15 protein-coding genes are annotated in these 18,656 nt (G+C 58.7%); 4 read left to right on the top strand and 11 right to left on the bottom strand.

Annotation, left to right across the window (positions count from 1 at the left end; all coding sequences use genetic code 11):
* Positions 1-30 precede the first annotated feature (30 nt).
* The gene (locus G3T16_RS04110; protein WP_197911882.1) at positions 31-2,145 is read right to left on the bottom strand and encodes a PQQ-dependent sugar dehydrogenase; all 2,115 of its coding nucleotides are present in this window, start codon (positions 2,143-2,145) and stop codon (positions 31-33) included.
* 173 nt (positions 2,146-2,318) lie between these two features.
* Between G3T16_RS04110 and G3T16_RS04115 the strand changes: the two genes are divergently transcribed.
* Positions 2,319-4,160: a TonB-dependent receptor plug domain-containing protein gene (locus G3T16_RS04115; RefSeq protein WP_163493944.1), complete on the top strand. Its 1,842-nt coding sequence runs from the start codon at positions 2,319-2,321 to the stop codon at positions 4,158-4,160.
* Here the strand turns inward: G3T16_RS04115 and G3T16_RS04120 are convergent.
* The 8 genes from G3T16_RS04120 to G3T16_RS04155 form a co-directional block, all read right to left on the bottom strand.
* On the bottom strand, positions 4,151-5,011 hold the full coding sequence (locus G3T16_RS04120) for a hydrolase 1, exosortase A system-associated (RefSeq protein ID WP_163493945.1): 861 nt from the start codon (positions 5,009-5,011) through the stop codon (positions 4,151-4,153). The genes G3T16_RS04115 and G3T16_RS04120 overlap by 10 nt on opposite strands.
* 3 nt (positions 5,012-5,014) lie before the next feature.
* Positions 5,015-5,803 carry a serine aminopeptidase domain-containing protein gene (locus tag G3T16_RS04125; protein WP_163493946.1) on the bottom strand — a complete coding sequence of 263 codons (789 nt, stop codon included), beginning with the start codon at positions 5,801-5,803 and terminating at the stop codon, positions 5,015-5,017.
* Entirely contained in the window at positions 5,796-6,497 is a 702-nt protein-coding gene (locus tag G3T16_RS04130; RefSeq protein ID WP_163493947.1) for a hypothetical protein, read from the bottom strand. The genes G3T16_RS04125 and G3T16_RS04130 overlap by 8 nt, the downstream gene beginning before the upstream one ends.
* On the bottom strand, positions 6,494-7,408 hold the full coding sequence (locus tag G3T16_RS04135) for a polysaccharide deacetylase family protein (protein ID WP_197911883.1): 915 nt from the start codon (positions 7,406-7,408) through the stop codon (positions 6,494-6,496). The genes G3T16_RS04130 and G3T16_RS04135 overlap by 4 nt, the downstream gene beginning before the upstream one ends.
* A 23-nt stretch (positions 7,409-7,431) precedes the next feature.
* Positions 7,432-9,210, bottom strand: a complete 1,779-nt coding sequence (locus G3T16_RS04140; RefSeq protein ID WP_197911884.1) for an asparagine synthetase B family protein — start codon at positions 9,208-9,210, stop codon at positions 7,432-7,434.
* 84 nt (positions 9,211-9,294) lie between these two features.
* The gene (locus tag G3T16_RS04145; protein ID WP_163493949.1) at positions 9,295-10,290 is read right to left on the bottom strand and encodes a hypothetical protein; all 996 of its coding nucleotides are present in this window, start codon (positions 10,288-10,290) and stop codon (positions 9,295-9,297) included.
* A gap of 15 nt (positions 10,291-10,305) precedes the next feature.
* Positions 10,306-10,974: a tetratricopeptide repeat protein gene (locus G3T16_RS04150; protein WP_163493950.1), complete on the bottom strand. Its 669-nt coding sequence runs from the start codon at positions 10,972-10,974 to the stop codon at positions 10,306-10,308.
* A 314-nt stretch (positions 10,975-11,288) separates the two neighbouring features.
* Positions 11,289-11,993, bottom strand: a complete 705-nt coding sequence (locus tag G3T16_RS04155) for a hypothetical protein (protein ID WP_163493951.1) — start codon at positions 11,991-11,993, stop codon at positions 11,289-11,291.
* 77 nt (positions 11,994-12,070) lie between these two features.
* Here G3T16_RS04155 and G3T16_RS04160 point away from each other — a divergent pair, with 77 nt between their 5' ends.
* The 3 genes from G3T16_RS04160 (at position 12,071) to pth (ending at position 16,563) form a co-directional block, all read left to right on the top strand.
* On the top strand, positions 12,071-12,826 hold the full coding sequence (locus G3T16_RS04160) for a fibronectin type III domain-containing protein (RefSeq protein ID WP_163493952.1): 756 nt from the start codon (positions 12,071-12,073) through the stop codon (positions 12,824-12,826).
* Positions 12,811-14,580: a DNRLRE domain-containing protein gene (locus tag G3T16_RS04165; RefSeq protein WP_163493953.1), complete on the top strand. Its 1,770-nt coding sequence runs from the start codon at positions 12,811-12,813 to the stop codon at positions 14,578-14,580. Before G3T16_RS04160 ends, G3T16_RS04165 begins: the two co-directional genes overlap by 16 nt.
* A 108-nt stretch (positions 14,581-14,688) precedes the next feature.
* On the top strand, positions 14,689-16,563 hold the full coding sequence (gene pth, locus G3T16_RS04170; RefSeq protein ID WP_163493954.1) for an aminoacyl-tRNA hydrolase: 1,875 nt from the start codon (positions 14,689-14,691) through the stop codon (positions 16,561-16,563).
* 32 nt (positions 16,564-16,595) lie between these two features.
* Here pth and G3T16_RS04175 read toward each other — a convergent pair whose 3' ends face one another.
* Entirely contained in the window at positions 16,596-17,714 is a 1,119-nt protein-coding gene (locus G3T16_RS04175) for a sugar-transfer associated ATP-grasp domain-containing protein (protein ID WP_163493955.1), read from the bottom strand.
* Between the two features lie 29 nt (positions 17,715-17,743).
* Positions 17,744-18,403, bottom strand: a complete 660-nt coding sequence (locus G3T16_RS04180; protein ID WP_269473264.1) for a sugar-transfer associated ATP-grasp domain-containing protein — start codon at positions 18,401-18,403, stop codon at positions 17,744-17,746.
* Between the last annotated feature and the right edge of the window lie 253 nt (positions 18,404-18,656).

The following is an 18,656-nucleotide window of genomic DNA, read 5'->3' on the forward strand; positions in this document are numbered from 1 at the left end:
ACACCCGGCGCGAACCGCCCCGCTACCCCGTCAGTGCCGGTGATGCTTGTCCGGCAGCGACTGCAGATAGATCACCAGGTCATCAATTTCCCGGCTCTGCAGGAAGCCGCCCCAGGGCGGCATCAGCGGACTCATGCCCTGGGCTGCGCCGCCCTCTTCGATCACTGCACGAATATCCTCGGCCGAGCGGCTGGCATGGAACATTGGCGAGGTCATATCCGGCAGCTCGACGTTGAGCATCGCCGCATCCGGTCCTTCACCATCGCCCGTAAGACCGTGACAGCGGGCACAATTGACTGCATACAACGCGGCACTGGCCTTCTCGTCGTAATCGCCAGCTGGAGCCTCCTCGGCAACCGTCCGTTCCACCACATCGGCATCGGCAGCGCGCACCAGCAGTAAGACCTCCCCGCCAGGTTCCGAGGCGGCGCCCAGGGTAGTAACCAGAATTTCGCCGGAATTCAGTTGCACCACAGAACTGACGCCGCGCTGGGCATACTGGTCAGCGCGGGCAATCAGTTCAACCTCGTCCACCCGCGGCTGGTCGATGTCCATCACAAAAATCTTGGCGGAATAGTTGTCGGCGAACACGTAGCGGTCGCGCAGGGAGGGGTACTGATCGCCCCGATAGACGACCCCGCCAATCACGGCGCGGTCATAGGCGTTGTGCTCGTAGGCGTATACCGGTCCCTGTTGCGGGATATCCAGGCTTTCCCAGCCACTGCGCCCGGTGCTGTGATGGCCCTCCGCCATCGGAAACTGGTAGTGCTTGCCCGGCTCGATACGGTTGACCTCCTCCCAGACGGTGGAGCCCACATCGCCCACCCAGATGTCGCCGGTGTCCGGATCGAAGGTGAAGCGGAATGGGTTGCGCAGGCCCAGTGCCCAGTATTCTGCGCGGATATCCGGATGGTCGACAAATGGGTTGTCCGCGGGCACGCGGTAGTGCTGCACCTGGCCATGAGCAAAAGGTTGCGGTGGCAGGTTGCTCTCGCGCATATCCACATCCAGCCGCAGGATACCCGCACGCAGCACTTCCGCGGAACGGCGCACATCCCGGGGATGAACGCCCTCCCCCAGTCCCAGGTAGAGATAACCGTCGCTGCCAAACTCCACCGACCCGCCGTTGTGGAAGCCGTCATCGACCCTGGGCAGACTCAGCAATACCTGTTCTGAAGCCCTGCGCGCCGCCACGTCCGGCGGATCGAGATCAAACCGGGACAGCCTGTTCACCTGGCCATCCTCCGGCCGGGTATCGGTATAGTACAAATAGATCTGACGGTTGCCTTCGGCCTGCCCGAATTGAGGATGAAAGGCGAGACCCAGCGCACCGTTCTCCACCTCCACTTCGCCCAGCTGATCGCGGATATCCAGCACCAGTTCCTTGTCCCCTCCGCCGGGGAATGGCACTTTGTATACGACCCCTACCCGCTCCAGCACGTAGAGGCTGTCATCGTCACCGGGCGCCTGTTTTACCAGCACCGGCTGTTCAAACACCAGGCCGGGATACAGATTCTTCAGGCCCCACTCCGAAGCCGGAACCGGGTTGAACCAGATCCGGATCTGGGTAATGCGGTTGGCGATGTCACGGTCGGTGGTGAAGGCCATGCCCAGACCCAACGGCAGCAGGAAATACAGCAGCGCGAGCACGCCGCTAATGCTGAATAGCCGCTTTACCACAGCCAGAACTGGCTGCCCGAGGGCAGCGCCGACGCCGGCGCGATCGCGCCACAGCAACACCGCCATCATCGCCAACAGGTAGAACAGAGTCGAAATCAAGCCAATAGCTGCGATCAGTTGTGGATCGTAGTTGATGGTGGTGGCCAGAAAGCTGTAGAGCGAAGCCGTGGTGTAGGCGAACAGATACAACACATACTCGGTGGCAAAACGACGCGCCGAACTGAAGGCATGACTCTTCAGGATCAGTGTCGCCAGTACAATCTGCAACAGATAGACGCAGCCGAATATCCGCGCCAGGCTCCACATGTCGCTCGGACTGACATAGACTTCGGGCAGTCGCAATACCGCCTTCGGAATGATGTTGATCTCCCGCGTCAGCGCGAAGCCCAGCACGCAGGCGAGCACAATAAAAACCAGTTGTGCCACCGCTGCATATGTTGCATGTTTGTAGTTGAATGGTTTCACGCGGTTCCTTATTACAGGTTCATTGCGTTGCCAGTATCCGGCCATTGCTGCGCAGAAATACGGGGCCTGGCAGCCCGCCAGGGCATGACTTTTTTTCCCGAAGCTGTATATTGCCAACCTCGACTCGACTGTGACAAGCAAATTCTCGGAAACCGCAGGAGGCAGGAGTGAGGTTGACTCGCAAACTGGCAGGTCTGGCGGCGCTGTGCGCAGCTACCCAGGGCTTCGCAGAGGGCATTGAAACCGTTACCGTCACCGGTACGCGGCTGCCAGACAGACCTTTGGCCGCCCATCACAACCTCTCCAGGGAAACCATCGAGCGTGTGAATCCACCAACCATGGTGGCACTGCTGCGGCAGATTCCCAATCTGGTCATGTCCGAAAATGGCGCGGCCGCGGGGCACTCCTTCGCTTCCATCCGCGGCGGCGAGCCGAATTTCATTCTGGTCATGATCGACGGTGTGGCCGTCAACGATCCCACCAACAGCAGCGGCGGTGGCTTTGACTTCAATCAGTTAGACCCGGCGCTGATAGAGCGGGTCGAGGTGTACCGCGGAGGCACCAGCGCAGTCCATGGCGGCGAAGCCATCAGCGGCATCATCCACTTCATCACCCGCCGTACCGCAACCTCCAGCCTCGCCCTGGAAGCCGGCACCGACGACCAGCACCGGGCCAGCCTCGCCCTGGCCACATCCCGGCAGGGCGACTACGCGGCGCTGTTGAACCTGTCCGCCAGCCGCGAACGCCCTTCTGTGCATGCCGATCACGAAAACAGGCAGGCCCTGCTGAAACTCGCCGCCGACAAAGACCGGAGCCAGCACCAGTTGCTGCTCAGCGCCAGCCACACCGACAACCAGTCCCTGGCCGAGGACAGCGGCGGTATACGCTATGCCAACCCCAGAACCACGGAGAGCCGCGTCAGCCGCCAGTGGCTGGCCAGCCTGGGCAGCCAGTTCCAGCCCGCCAGTGACCAACAGTGGGTCGCCAGGCTGTCCTGGAGCCGGCACCGCATGGATACGGACAACCCGGGGATCGCGGACGGCATACTCGACGGCATTCCACCCAGCGACATACAATCCGATTACCGCAAGCTCGACGGAGAGTTCTTTTTCCGCTGGCAAGCCAACGCAGCCTGGCACATGCTGGCTGGCGCCAGCGGGCAGCAGGCCGAGGGCAGCAATCGCGGCGTACTGGACTATGGCTTTCCGCTGCCGGTCGACTTCGCCCTGCGCCAGGAGAACTATGGCCTGTTTGCCGAAACCGCCAGGACCTTCGGTGCGCTCACGCTGGAACTCGGCGTCCGCCACGACGCTCCCTCCGGCTTTGACAACGAACTGTCCTCCCGCTTCAGCCTGGACTACCAGTTTCATCCCGGCGCCCGGGTCTACGGTGCCTATAGCGAGGGCTACAAATTGCCCAGCTTCTTCGCGCTGGCCCATCCGCTGGTCGGCAATCCCGCGCTGTCTCCGGAGCTGAGCAGGAACAGCGAGATAGGGCTCAAGCTGCAAGGGGAGAGCGGGCGGGAGATGGCGCTGATCCTGTTTCACAACCAGTACCGGGACCTGGTCGATTTCGACCCGGAACTGTTTCTGTCGGTCAACCAGAGTGAAGTCACGGCCTCGGGCGCCGAGTGGCGTGGCGCCGGACGGCTGACCCCGTGGCTCAACCTTGAACTGGACCTGACCTACCTGGATACTGACATAAAGCACTCGGACAGCCGGCTGCGCCGCCGCCCGCGCTGGTACGGCGGCCTGCATCTGCATGCTGCGCTGGGGAGGCTGGACCTGAGCCTGTCGGCCGATTCGCGCGGCAGCTTTTATGACAGCTCCGTGCCGACCGGGCCCGTGACGCTGGGAGGTTATACCGACCTCAGCCTGGCTGCCCGCTGGCAACTGGGCCCGGCCATCAGCCTGACGCTGAACGTGGACAATCTGCTGGACAGGTCCTACCAGTCCGCCGTCGGGTTTATCGACCCCGGTGCGCAGATTCGCGCCGGTGTCCAATATCAACTGTAGGCGGGGTCGCCGGACGCGACAGCGCAATTATCAGCTCTCGCCTGCACAAACCGGGCGCTGATATTCTCGACCTGCCGCTTGAAATCCGAGTTCGAGAAGGTATGGTCTGCCTGCGGCAGCCGGTGTATCTGACAGTCGGCCCGCTCGAAGGCGGCCCAGCCCCCACTACCCAGCGCCTGTTGCTCGAATTCCCGGGCAGTGAGATCGACACCGCTCAGGATCAGGCAAACCTTGCCGTGAAATTGTTCGATACCCGCTTGCATCCGGGCCTGGTAACCGGGTTTGTCCTCTCCGGCCTGCGCCATGCTGTTGTGCAAGAAGCCCTTCGCATCCTGCAGACCCGCCTTCACCCTGACCTTGCCGCCAAGCAGCTTGCGCCAGAAGTCCAGCGAACACAGGCGCTTGAGATAATAGTGACGCACCATGGTCTTGCCCATCGCCGCGTCACTGTGCAACCAGGGGTTCAACAGTACCAGCCCCTCGACGCGCGGGTCAGTGGACGCATAGATCATAGCCGCCGAGGCGGCATCGCACAGACCCCACAATACGATCCGGCGGATGCCCGTGTCCGCACAAAAGGTATCGCAGGCAGCACGAATATCTGCGCTGATGTCATCAAAAGGCTGTTTCTCACCTTCGCTGTCGCCCATGCCCCGGTAGTCGAACCGCAGCGAGGCGATCCCCTCCCGCGCCAGCGCGCGGGAGAGCTGGACAAACTGCCGGTGACTGCCTACACGATACTGGGGGCCACCCACGATGAGTACGACGCCCACCTTTGCGGCCGGCTCGGGTTGGTGCACGATGGCTGCCAGTTGCTGCTCGCCGAGTGCAATCTCGCAGAAACGTTCCACCAACTAGTCCTCCAGTAAAGCCCGGGTGGCCGGGTAGAGTTCTGGCAGGGAAAAAGTCTCGGGGGTCTGCCAAAATACCGGTGTAGCTGTCGATTCCAGGCGAAAACTGCTCGTGGGCCACTGCGCCACCACGCGCTGTACCGCGGGTCCCGGCTCCGCGGCCCCCAACTCCTGCCAGCAAGTGAAGGCAGCGGGCTGGAAATCGTCCGGCAACTGCAACTGCTCCAGCGAGCACAGCAGCATCTCATTGATCGGGTAGCCTGCAATTTCGATAGTCTCGCCATCGCGTATCCGCTGGCGCCAGTCGACCTTCGCGCTGTCGTTGCGCAGCATCGCGCTGGCCTGCTTCAGGCGCAGAAACTGCTTGCTGTACAGCTTGCCGCTGGTCACCGGCGCCCACAACAGGTGGCGGTCGATGGAGGCGGCCTCGTGCAACTGGCGCTGGAAGTACAACAGCAGCAGAGCGCCAAAACGGACGCCCCATAGAATGATGCGCTCGACCTCGCGGGCCTGGAGCCAGTTTATCGCGGCCAGAATATCCTGCAGCCAGAGTTGCGCGTCGGCCTGATTTATCTCGCCCTCGCTGTCTCCGGTGCCGTAGTAATCCAATATGCAGGTGGGCAATCCGTGGGCCGCCAGGTATTGGGCCTGCCTGGCGATTACCGCACGGGCGAGGTTCATCTCTTCGAACAGCGGCGGCAGGCACAGCACCGCAGTGCGACTGGGGAGCGAACCGTGACGGGTCAGCAACACCCGGCCGGCGGCGGAGGCTATGAACTCGCCGCTAGGCATCGTCCACCACCGCGCTGAAATCGATACGCGGAGCGCTGGCGGCAGACCACGAGAGCGATACCCACGGCGCCAGATTGGCAACCATCAACTGAACAGAGCCCAGTTTCAGAAACAGGGCCGCCCCCACTTTCTCCGCCCCCAGCTTTTCATGGGAAAGAATTGACCGGCGGTTGTAGGCGGAGATCCGGCTCAGGGTGTAGCGGTAACCTTCCCGCCCCAGGGCGTCGTTAGCCTGTTGCCAGGTTTTCAGGAATATCCGGCCAATGCGGTACTTCGGAAACACGAACACATCAAAATCCCAGACAGCACTGGACGGCAACAGATAGGTGCAACGCGCCTCGTCTTCCTCGAACTCGCCAAAACCAAACCAGGCGCAGGCCACCAGCTCCTGTTGCTTGCAGGCAAGCAGGCACTTGACCTGCTGCTCAAAGCGAAGACGGATATTGTGTTCGGGCCGGGGCAGCTGACCCAGGATATCGTGGTATTGGTCCAGCCAGACAAACTCCAGCGTGCCGCTGCTGCGCGCGGGAGAATCGATGGCAACCAGTGGCTGACGGTAGAAGCGGTACCAGTACAGACCACAGGATTCACTTATACGGCTCAGGATACGGTGCACCAGCAGCGCGCCGCCGACCAGCAACCCGTGCTCGCGCAGGAAGGCGGCATAGCGGGACTCGCTGCGGCTGCCGGTCACGAGAAAACCTGATTGCGCAGCAGACGCAGGTGGAATCGCGCTGCCGAGCGGTCCCAGGGGGTAAAACGCCGCAGCGCAAAGGGCGAGGTGTCGGCATCCGAGGTACCCCAATTGGTTACCACCGCGGTGCTGAAGCCCGCCTCCTGGACATGGCGCATGGTATCGCCGTCCAGGTCCTTGCCCTCAACGCCGTTGGGATAGGCGAAATGCCGCACCTCTTTGCCGGTCCAGTCTTCGAGCTCAGTCTTGCTCTGCTGGATCTCCTGCTGCTGCTGCGCGGCCGGCAGCACCTTGAGTATCGGGTGGTTGACCGTATGCGCGCCGATGACAATGCCCTTGTCGGACAGCGTCCGGACCTGCTCCGGAGTCATCATCAGCGGGGGCTGTTCCGCCAGCGTATTGTCAGTGTAGAGCGCCCGCACCTGTTCCAGCCGCTGCTCCACGGGCAGGTACTTGAGCTGCCGCAGCCAGTGTTCCGCAAGCTGCCGCCGCTGTGGCCAGCCGCCCAGCGACACCCACTCCCCGCCGAGGTTGAGCGCATCGCGCTGGGCTTCCGCAAACAGGTGAATCACCCTGTCGTTCCACATGTTCACGCCGCGGCTGAAGGCGGTGGCCACATAGACCGTGGCGGGGATCCGGTATTTTTCCAGAATTGGTTGAGCGACGGTAAGGTTGTTCAGGTAACCGTCATCAAAAGTGACACAGACGGCATTTGCCGGCAGCGTGCCGTTCTTGAGTCCATCCAGCGCATCATCCAGCGACAGCGGCGTGAAGTGGCGGGCCAGCAGCGCCATCTGCCAGTCAAATACCTCCGCTGTAGGCTCGGACGGGCGCATCGGGTCGGCCTCGGCCAGCACCTGATGGTAGATCAGTATGGACAGCTTCCCTCTGGCGGCAATTCTGCCCAGCACTGACAAACCCCATCCGAACATCGCTATCGGCCCCGGTCTGTCAGCCAAAGCTCGAGCACCACCATGATCCAGATCAGCTCACCGTAGTAACCCGAATGGCCGGATTCGTGGGTGTCCAGCGCGGTATCAATAAAGTCGGCCCTGAATATACCCCGCAGCTTCAGCCGCTCCAGAGTGTCGCGCGTCAGCTTGCGCAGCTCGGGCTCCTGTTTCATCCACACGCCGAAAGGCAGGCCAAAGCCATGCTTGGACTTGGCCAGGGTTTCATCGGGCAGGAAACCGCGGAAACTGCGCTTGTAGAAATCCCGCAGCTTGCCACCCGGCAATTTGAGCCGGGCGGGCACAGTACAGCTGAAGTCCACGACTTCCTTTTCAAACAGGGGATAGCGGACCTCGACCCCGGCCTTGCGGCACATGCGCGACACCTTGACCAGATCGTTGTTCGCCAGGGTGTACTTCCAGTCCAGATACATCATTTTCTCGACCGCGTCCGGGGCCAGGCACTGCTGGTAGCGGCGCCGCTTGCCCTCACGCGGCAGCTCTGTATCCACCTGCGCCAGGAAACTCTGTTCAAACATGATGCCTGGGTCGAAACGGTTGAGGAAATTGTAACTGTCCATCCGGTCCGGCAGCGTGACGTTGGCCTGCTCGATATAACTGCGCCCCTTCTGCAATAACGGCAGCCGGCCCAGGCCGGTAGCCAGCGCTGCTCCCGCCAGCTTGCGGGCAGGCGCCGGGAATGCCGACCAGGCTTCAAACACTTTCTGCTTTGCGTAGCGCTCATTGCCGCCGAAAATCTCGTCCCCGCCGTCACCGGCCAGCATTACCGTAATGCCATGTTCCCTGGCCACACGGGCGCAGGTGTAGGCCGCCATCGCCGAGGAGTTGCCAAAAGGCTCGTCAAAATAGCCGGCCACTGCAACGAAATGGTCGATAATTTCCTGTGGCTGCAGGTAGTGCTCATGATGACGGGTATTGAAATGCCGCGCGGTGATGCGGGCATAGGCTGTCTCATCGTAGCCCTTCGCATCAAAGCCGATGGAGAAGGTGGGTGCTTCCGGTTGTTGTTGGGCAAACATGCCCGCCACTGTGGAACTGTCCAGGCCACCGCTCAGAAAGGCGCCGGCGCCGGGCGCGATGTTGCGGGCGACCGCTGTGGCTATCAACTCACGACAGCGAGCCATCAGCGTTTCCGCAGATTCCACGCTGTAGTCGTAGGCCGGTTGATACAGATTGCGCGATCTCGAAGCGCCCGTAATGTCAACGGTGAGCTCGGCACCGGGTTCCAGCTTTACCACGTCTTCATAGACCGTTCCCGGCGCCGGCACGCAATGGTGGAAGCAGTAGTCGTACAGTGCCTGGGGGGCCAGCGGTGCATCCTCCGGACGCAATTGTGGCTCCAGCAATCGCAGGGAATCCGCGACCCACCACTGGTTTCCGCGAGGACAGAAGTACAACGGCACACTGCCCACGTGATCGCTGACCAGACGCATCTCGCCACTGGATTTGTCCAACACCACCACCGCGAAGAAACCGGCAAGTGCAGGATAGAAGTCCTCACCCTGCCGTTGCAGGCAGTTCAGCAGCCATTGCGCCGGGTGCTCCAGCCCGTAATCCTCACCGTAAGGGCGCAGGCGACCCAGCACGATGGCGATTGAAGCCTCGTCTTCGGCAATATCCGCGGCATGTTCGCCAAGCACTGTGATGCGACAGGGCTCAGCGCCCTCCCGGACCGCAGTGCATGCCGCCTGCGGCGTCGCGCCTGTCTCTCCCCCGGATGACTGTTGTTCCAGTTTCCACACGGCCTGTTGGGTTCCTTCTGTTCAAGCTAGCCTAGGGGAAAAGCCTTTCCCGGAGACTCCGGCAATCATGGCACGCCTGTCGGTTCAGTCCCAGGTATAGGGCAATATGCCATAGATGGCATCGACCATGCCCTCGGGGGACTCATAGACCCGATCCACCTTCTGTTGCTTCATATTGTACGCGACCACCAGCGAATTGTTACCGGAGCCGTACTTGAAATTTCCCTGCGAAAGAAATCTGAGCTTGGATTTCAGATTGGTCTTGCGCAGCCTGGAATAACCGATATAAAACATGTCCCCGTCGATATGCAGACCCCGGCACCAGCCCTTGGGACGGTTGCGGTGCAAGCGGAAAGGATCGTGGTTCTCGATAACCTTCTTGCGCACCGGGTCGCACAGGATCAACATGCCGTCCACCCGGGTGAATACCAGCGTCTCACCCCACCACAGGCCGTCGTGGGCACTGATATCTTCGCCCTCGCCCAGATCTATCCGCTGCTCGACATCTTCCAGACAAACGGCATCCTCGGTGGAGCAGCGCGTCACCCACAGCTTGCCGTCCAGCTGGAATACATAATTGGGGTGACTGTCGTGGGGCCGCGTGGAGTGGACCAGGCGATAATCCGTGGCTGCGTCGAAGCGGTGCCAGGGATCCAGGCCCTGGGTGTTGATTATGCGGTTGATCGCGCCCGTGGCACGGTCGAGCAACACTACGTTATCAAGGCCCGTGGATGTGACCGCGAGTTCGTCGCCCACCACCTGTACCGAGTGAATATTGTGAAAACAGGGGTGGGAATAGCAACTGAGCAGCTCCAGCTCGGGCAACCGGTACTGCAATATCTCGGTATCCGTGGGCAGCCACAATATGTCGCCATCCAGGCAGGCCGCCGTATACTGCTGGTTGGGGTGCTCAGCGGGATAGTTGGCACCGCCGTCGGACTTGCTCAGGATCTCCGTGAATTCGCCCCGCTGCAGGTCCAGCAGCACCAGTGATGCCCTGTCGTAGTATTTGCCTTCTCCCAGTTCAAAACCATTGGGCCGCAAGCAACCCCCTGATACCAACAGCTTTTTGACGGTCACCCGCGGTCCCTTCTTCTAGTTTGCTTCCAGCTCGGCAATCTTGTTCTGCAGGCCCTCCAGCGGATAACCTGCCTGGTAGGCGACCTCCGCATGCTTTTTAGCCAGCGCCAGCTTGCGCTGCGAGGCATAGATCAGACCCAGGTTGTAGTGCGCCTCAATATATTCCGGCTGCTGTGCAATTGCCTCTTCCAGCAGGCTCGCAGCCTCGTCCAGCTCACCGTTGCGGTATTTGTGGATGGCCCACGCTACCCGGGTTTCAGCGGCTTCGGGAAACAGCCGCACGGCGCGATCGAAAAAGCAGTCGGGGGTGTAGCGGGCCCTGCGGCCCTTTTGCTGCTCCCGAAACAGAGCGGAATCGCGGTAGCGCTTGTCATAGCGCGAGTAGGCATCCAGCGCCCCGGGGTGATTGGGGATTGAGGTGAGCACGAACAGGAGATCCCCCAACAGGGCACCGGTGCTGCCACGAACCAGGTTGCGCACGTTGCTGCTGAAATGGTGCTTTTCCACCAGATGCAGCAGCCCACCCGCGTAGGTGCCGGTATGCTCCCTCGTCTCCGCCGCGTAGTAATCAAATGGCTTACCGCGCCGCCATTCCAGAGAATTGCAGGACGCAGCGGCGCCCGCTGAGACCAGTAACAACGCAAACAGGAAAGGCAGGCTAAGCAGCCTCGGCAGCATCTTCATGATTGGCCTCGCATTTACAGCCGTCGATTCCAGTTAGTAAAAACTTGCCTTATTTACACCCCCATCAGGCAGGCAGCCCAGAGCAAATACGCTATACTAATTCGCCGAGCTTGTCATCAGTTCATCCGCCTGCACCGGTATGGTCGGCGCGTCGGTACGGAGCACCTCCATGAAAGCTGTCATCCGCGGAATGTATTGCGGCTTCCTTTTGACCCTGTTTCCCTCCATGGCAGGGGCCCAGTCCAGTGATTTTGGTTGGCGTGCGCTACCCGATACGAAGCTGGTCGATGTGTGCCCCGCAATGGCCTCTACGGCTACGATTTTCGCGATTCCTGCAAGAACGTCATATACGCCTGGAATGGCGGCGACCTGGACCCCGACAGCGGTCGCCTGTATATCTGGGGGGCGGTCACAATGATTACTACGGTAATGAGCTGTATGTACTCGACCCGCGGACGGAATCGCTCGAACGGCTCACCGAGCCAGCCGTGCCGGCGGACCCCAAGGCTCATCCCGCGGAGCGCGAACTGGCTCCCTACGACGGTACCCAGCCCAACTCCCGCCACACCTACGATGGTGTGGCGTTTATCCGGGAACCCGGTCTGTTGTGGGCCTTTTCGGGCGCGCTGGCCGGCCGCTCCACCGATCTTGCCGACAGGAACACCTGGTTGTTCAATCCCGCTACCAACGGCTGGACCCTGGATGATTCCAAGGGGGATATTCCCAAAGGCGTGTACGGCATTGTTTCCGCCTACGACGAGGCTACCGGCAAGGTATTCCTGCACGACCGCTCGGCACTGTACAGTTACAGCTACAGCCCCGACGGCGGCCGCTACCAGCGCCTGAACAGCCAGGGCTCGGTCGGCCTGGGCGTAAACGCAGCCATCGATCCGGTCAAGCGCCGCATGCTCATTCTCGGCAACAAGCAGCAAATACTCTACGATCTTGACGCAGAGTCCGGCTACCGCAGAATTCCCGCCCCGCTCAAGGGTGACGCGGATTTCATCAACCGTTACCATGCCCCGGCCTCACCTACAACAGCAAAGACGGGCACTTCTACGCCTGGCCCGGGAATGGCAAACTGTACCGCTTCGACATGGACGAGCTCTCCTGGGAGGGCACCGCCTTTTCCGGCGATCCCGGCCCGCAGGGGCGGCACGGCACCTTCGGCCGCTTTGCCTACGTCGAATCGATCGACAGCTTCGTACTGGTCAACAACCCCAACCGCAACGCCTACCTGTTCAAGCTGCCGACAGTACCTGACAACGAGCCGCCTACGGCACCGACCGGTCTGGCCGTGACCCACCCCTACCCCGGCGCACTGTCCGTGACCTGGAAGGCCGGCGAGGACAATTTTGGAGTGGCCGGCTACCGGGTTTTCGTCGATGGCGAGCAGGTAGCGGAACAGGCGGGGACCGAATTCAAGACCATGGCCTATGCACCCGGCACCCGGTTGGAGGTACAGGTACAGGCTTTCGATTCCGCCGGCTTCAGCAGCGAGCTGTCACGCCCACTGACCCTCGGCCTGCCATCGCAGCAGCCCAGAATGCGGCTGGGCGACTGCTCCTCAGAGGCGATGCTTCGCAACCGTGACGACATCGTGTTCTGTGAGCCCTGGGAAAAGCACAGCTGGTGGCAGACCGGCAACTGGCTGCGGGACCCCATCGTCGACGACCCGCGGCCGATGACCAGCAACTCTGCCAGGTACACGCAGGTCACTGACAAGAACTGTCTCTCCGGCAACTGCCTGCGAGTGAAAATGGAGGAAGGCAAGACCTGGGCCCTCAGCGCCTACTGGCCGCTGGCCAATGCCAACCTGGCCCCGAAAAGCTGTTCATGCGCTACTACATGAAGCTCAGCGATGACTGGGACGTAAACATGTGCAAGGACAACGGCGATATTTCCGGCGCCGGCGGCAAATTCCCGGGCCTGGCGGACGTGCGCACCTGGGCCGACCCCGGCGGCCAGTGTGGCAATGGCGGCGCCTCTGGCGACGGCATCAACTGCTGGTCGATGCGGCTGAACTACCGCAACTGTGACAGCAACGACGGCGAGGCCTGCGCCACCAAACCGCGGGCCGCGATGCGGCTGGGCTCCTATCTGTATTACCCGCTGCAGGGCGGCAGTACCGGCAGTGTTGGCCACTGGGACGAAGATGACTGGAATCAGTCACGCAATGGAACCTGTGACACCAGAGCCGGGAACCTGTTCTGCGGTAAGGGCGATGGCGGCGTGCTGGAGCGCGGCCAGTGGTACCAGATAGAGATGCAGGTGGAGATGAACACTCCCGGCAAGGCCGACGGGGTGATCCGGGGCTGGATCGATGGCCAACTCAGCTATGAAAAGACCAATATGGTGTTCCGCAACGAAGGCCACGACTTCCTGCACAACCGGCTCGCCTGGTTCAACATCTACAAGGGCGGCATGGACGGCAACTGCAGCACCTCCCATGTCTATCTCGACCAGATGGTAATTGCACTGGACCAACCGGTGGGCGGGATCGATTCGGTCACCGAGATTCCTCCTTCACTGCGGCTCGAAGTCAGCCCGGAGCAGCCCACTGACGAAGAAGCAGTAACGGTGGAATGGACCAGCGAAAATGCCCACAGCTGCCGCGCCAGTGGCCTGTGGGAGGGTGGCAGGGCACTGGGCAACCGCATTGTCATCGGCCCGTTCAGTGAGTCCGGCGTACTGCAACTGGACTGTGAGGGCCACGGCGGCAAGGCCACCCGCAGGGTTGAACTGCTGGTTAACGGCGAGCCGATTACCCAGCAGAGGGTGACCGATGCGCGGCTGAGTGCGCCCAGGGCGCTTGCCATTGCAGAACAGGGCACCGAATACCTGAGGCTGCAGTGGGAAGAAGCACCGGAGAAGGAAGACATTGTCGCGTACAGGGTACAGGTGAATGGCGAGTTCAAGGACGAGGTCACACAGCCCCGGCTTACCGTGCACAACCTGCTGCCGGGCATGCGACTGGAGTACCGGGTACAGGCCGTGAACAGCAAAGGTTACCTGTCCCGCCCCTCCGAACCTTTGGTAGTGAGCATACCCGACGACGGCCGCAACCGTAACTCGGCCACGCTGTATCCCGATTCGGATACCTATCTGGCCAGGTCCACCTTCAAAACGCTGGGACGCAGCCGCCAGCTGGCGGTATCCGCCAACCGCAGCCTGCTGCTGAAATTCCCCGTCGAGTTGCTGGAGAGACAACGGGTGCGTTCGGCCACACTGGTACTGACACCGATAAAACAGTTTGGTCAAATGACAGTCGATCTGTACCGGGTTGCCGAAGACTGGCATGAACGCAGTGCCACCCGGGAATACTCTGACCAGGACAACAGACGTCGATGGCAGCGCGAACTGGGCGACTGGCTGGACAAACAAGGCAATCTGCACGGCAGCAACGCCTATGAATCGGTCTGGCTGCGCGATACCGGTGCCTCGCAAAAGGTGGAGATCGACCTTACCGAGCTGGTTAATGCCTGGTTGGCTGGTGACACCAATAATGGGGTCATGCTGCGGCGGAAAAGCGGAAATGAACATTTCTTTCATAGTAAGGAGGCAGCGAGACCAAGCCACTGGCCAAGACTGGAAGTCCGATTTTAATTCCCGATCTAAATACCGCAGCTGGACATTGTCCGTAATACGAGTGAGGAAGCGGTACCCCTGACAATATTGGACTTCCCGTAAAGTCCGTTTTGGACTACGACCTCAATGAGACCTGAAACCAACCTATTCCCGTATTTCCAGATGAATACACTTGGGCGCAAGCGTCGGCTTGTCATGGACATCATAGCACGATTGTTCATTTATTCCGGCGCTTGGATCTATCGAAGATTGAATCCGCAAATCACTGTCATAGGTATTACCGGCAGCGCTGGAAAAACAACCACCAAAGATTTGTGCAGTATCGTACTTGGCGAATTCGGCCCTTGCGTTAATACACCAAAATCCATGAATCGTCGCCCAGCTGTTGCCCGCACAGTGCTGAAATTTCGCCCGAAGACAAGATATTCAGTATTGGAATTGTCGGGAACCAAACCTGGCCACCTAGATTTACTGATACAGATTAGCCGCCCTAACATTGCGGTGGTGACGATAGTGGGACGTGATCACTACAGCGCGTTCAAAAGCGTGGAAGCAATAGCGGAGGAAAAGAGCAAACTTGTAGCACGGCTGCCACGCAACGGTGTTGCCGTGCTCAATATTGATGATCCGCTGGTACGAAAGATGGGCGAGCAGTGCAGGCGGCATGTGATCTGGATTGGTCGGGACGCCAACGCCGCTCTGCGCTTGCTGGATGTGCATTCCCGCTGGCCGCAGCCACTGACGCTGACTGTTCAATATCAGGATCAGGTGTTCCAGATTCCAACAGGCCTGCATGGCGAACACCTTGCATTGTCAGTGCTGGCTACACTAGGTGTGGGCCTCGCTGCCGGTCTTTCTCTGCCAAAAGTCATTGAGATCATTGGCAAGGTGGAGCCCACGGAAGGCCGTATGGAGATCATAACCGACAATGCTGGTGTCACTTTTGTACGCGACGACTGGAAGGCGCCGCATTGGTCCATCGGGGCGCCGTTTGATTTTATGACGGACGCCACAGCGGCGCGCAAGATCGTGATAATGGGAACCATATCGGATTCCAGCGAATCCCCTTCAAAAAGGTATCCGAAAGTTGCGCGACAAATAAGGGAATTCGCTGATTTTGCGGTGTTCGTGGGACCCGATTCGTCAAAAGCACTGAAGGCCAGAACCGGCCACGAGGATGAATCGATACAGGCCTTTGTCACCCTTCAGCAGGCAGTGCTCTTTCTGAATACCATCCTCCAGCAGGGCGACCTGGTGCTGCTCAAGGGCACCAATACCCAGGACCATCTGGTACGGATTGTCCTGAACCGTATTACACCGATTTCCTGTTGGCGACAAAGCTGCCGATTGACAAGTTTCTGCAATGACTGCTCACAGCTCTATCTAACTTCCCCTGCAGACGTAAGTCAATCCCCAGCCGGCGTAGTCGGTGGTGCGGCACCCATAGCATGGCACCCGGAATCCAACCTGCCCACGCTGATTGTCGGGCTGGGTAATTCTGGAGCCAAATACATCAATACTCCCCATAATCTCGGCTATACGGTGGTGGAACAGCTGGCCAGCACTTTTGACGGCACTTGGGAAACCCGGCCGGAGGGTCAGACTTGTAGTATTGATGTCCGCGGCGCCGCCGTGCTTGTCTTCAAGCCAGATTGCGCAATCAACCAGAGCGGGCGGGCAGTCCGGAAACTGATCGACGGGCACAAGCAGGGCTTCCGTCAGTGTATCGTTGTCCATGATGATATGGACTTGCGTTTAGGGGAGGCAAAGGTCCAACGGAAAAGGGGACATAGCAGCCACAATGGGGTGCGTTCAATAATGGCATCTCTGGGAACGGAGCAATTCGACAGAGTAAGAGTCGGTGGAAGGTCTGCCGGTGATGAGCGTCGGCCAATTGAGCTGGTACTCGCCCAATTTTCTGAAGCGGATGAGTCCGTTCTCTCAAAAGCCACTCAACGCGCGGTACAGGCAATCCGTAATCGGTGCCAGGAAATAACTTAAGGTCCGGCGCATCAGCGAAACCGGCCGCCAGCCTAACGGACTACCACAGCGTGCAGTTTGTGAAAAATGTACTTTAACAAAGCGACCGGGAAAGTATCTAACGCTTCTGGGAGGCAAATTCCAAGTCGCCTTAACTCCTCCCCGTAAACTCCCGACAAGAGCCCTGTTCCGATATGACGTTGTATACTGATCAAACCCCATTCCGAGTTGGCTTCAATTATAGTGGGACCACTAGGTGTACATCCCACGTCCCAGCCGATGGATCTTACAGTAGGCACCAAGCTCGCAGCGCGTACGCAAATGCGACAAACTTCAGCCCATTCCGGCACTGACAGGCCGGAAAATAAAATGCCGCTGTCAGGGTGGCTGGTTAATACCTCCGACCCATATTGCGCTTTGAATTTGCCGACCCCACACTGGCCAGAGTGCGAATCAATCGAGACTGCGACCCCACCTTTATCCATATTGTCAATATACGAACCTAAACGCCCCACCCGCAGCGCAGCGCCAACTATAAAAATTTCATCATTGTGACCTCTGAATGTGATAACTCTAATCGTATTCAAGCTTGATGGATTTAACTCTGAAAGGGACTCTTCTTGCTGGACGTATTCCTGCACGATCCACCCGTCATAGGCATCCGTGTAATCACCGTATGGCGTTATCGTCAATGACTCGATAAATTCAACGAGATCAACTTCAGTGCCATTGACTCTATAACACTCTCCCCTTTCCCCTTCCAGTAGACGGTCAATCACATAAATATTTCTGCCTAGCCGTCCGCCTCTTGGTTTTAAAACAACACGATCCATGGAGGCTTTCAGGATGAGTTCTTTCAAATCCCTGGCGCATTTTAGCTCTGAACCAAAGCAGGAATATCCATAGATGGGATGAAAATATCCCCAGATTCTCGGGCAACTAATGTTGGCGGAAAATAATAACGCCGATAGAGCAAGCTTGTCTTCAAGTAGGCAAGATTGTCTAAATGCATTGATCTTGGGACGTACAATGCTCTTGTTTACTACGTGGCTCAAAAACTGATGTGCATGTGGAAAAATGTCATCATGATTCAGCGAATAGGTTTCTATCTCTTCTCTTTTAAAGCCAGAACCAAGAAGCCTTACGTCTCGAATTAAACGCTTAATTGTCACTTTTCCCAGCCTCGCATACCTGAACGATACTATATGGAAAAACCATGAAACTGGTAATATTTTCGAATCCGTTCATTCGAAAGCAGGCCTCCTCCTAGCTGCAACATCAAGAGATTCGGATAGTTGTTCCCCTCAATAAAAACCGGGCCGTTAGGCGTTATTGCAATGTCCCAACCAACACTCGTCGTGCCGCCATATGCCTCAGTAGCCAAGTTCGCAAGCTCTGTAATCTCATCCCAAAACGGAACCACTTTTCCTGTGATCTGAACACCGGTATCAGGGTGAGAATCATACCAAATGAACTCATCCGATTTCGTCTTGGCTGCAGCCCGACCCAACATACCCGACTCAAGGTCAATGGTGCTCACCAGCCCACCAGCATGCCAATTATCAACTGGGTACGATTTTTCACTTCCAAGCTTTAGAACAGCACATCCGACAAATGACTTGCCTACTGCAGGATCAATATAGGTTCGAACGCGCACCGTATTAAGTGTGTTGGAAAATATCTCGTCAATGAGACGATGCTGGTGCTGTAGTTCACTAATAACACTATTTGGACGCTGGAGCAAAACGTCCTTTGCGCTTTCAACCGAGTGCTGGTCTTTGTTTAAAAATATTCTATCTTTGTGGGAAGTCATTTTTACTGCACCCATTCCCGCGCGGCCATGAGTAGGCCTAACAAACACCCCGATGAGGAAACGACATACTGCATAAGGTCATCGATTGTCTTGATTGATTTCTCGACGCCCTTTTCCAACGGGATAAGTTTGCCACGGGATATCACAGCCAAATTCTCAGGTATGTTAATGATGCCACTGTACACATATTTGAATGTGACTTTGTCATCCAACAGATCGGTATTTTCGTTAAGGCTTCCTCTTATGATTGCATACTGAAGATCTGGAAAATATTCCTTGCAGTTTGAGTCGTTCAGATTGA

It is taken from the genome of Kineobactrum salinum (genome assembly GCF_010669285.1).
GTDB lineage: Bacteria > Pseudomonadota > Gammaproteobacteria > Pseudomonadales > Halieaceae > Kineobactrum > Kineobactrum salinum.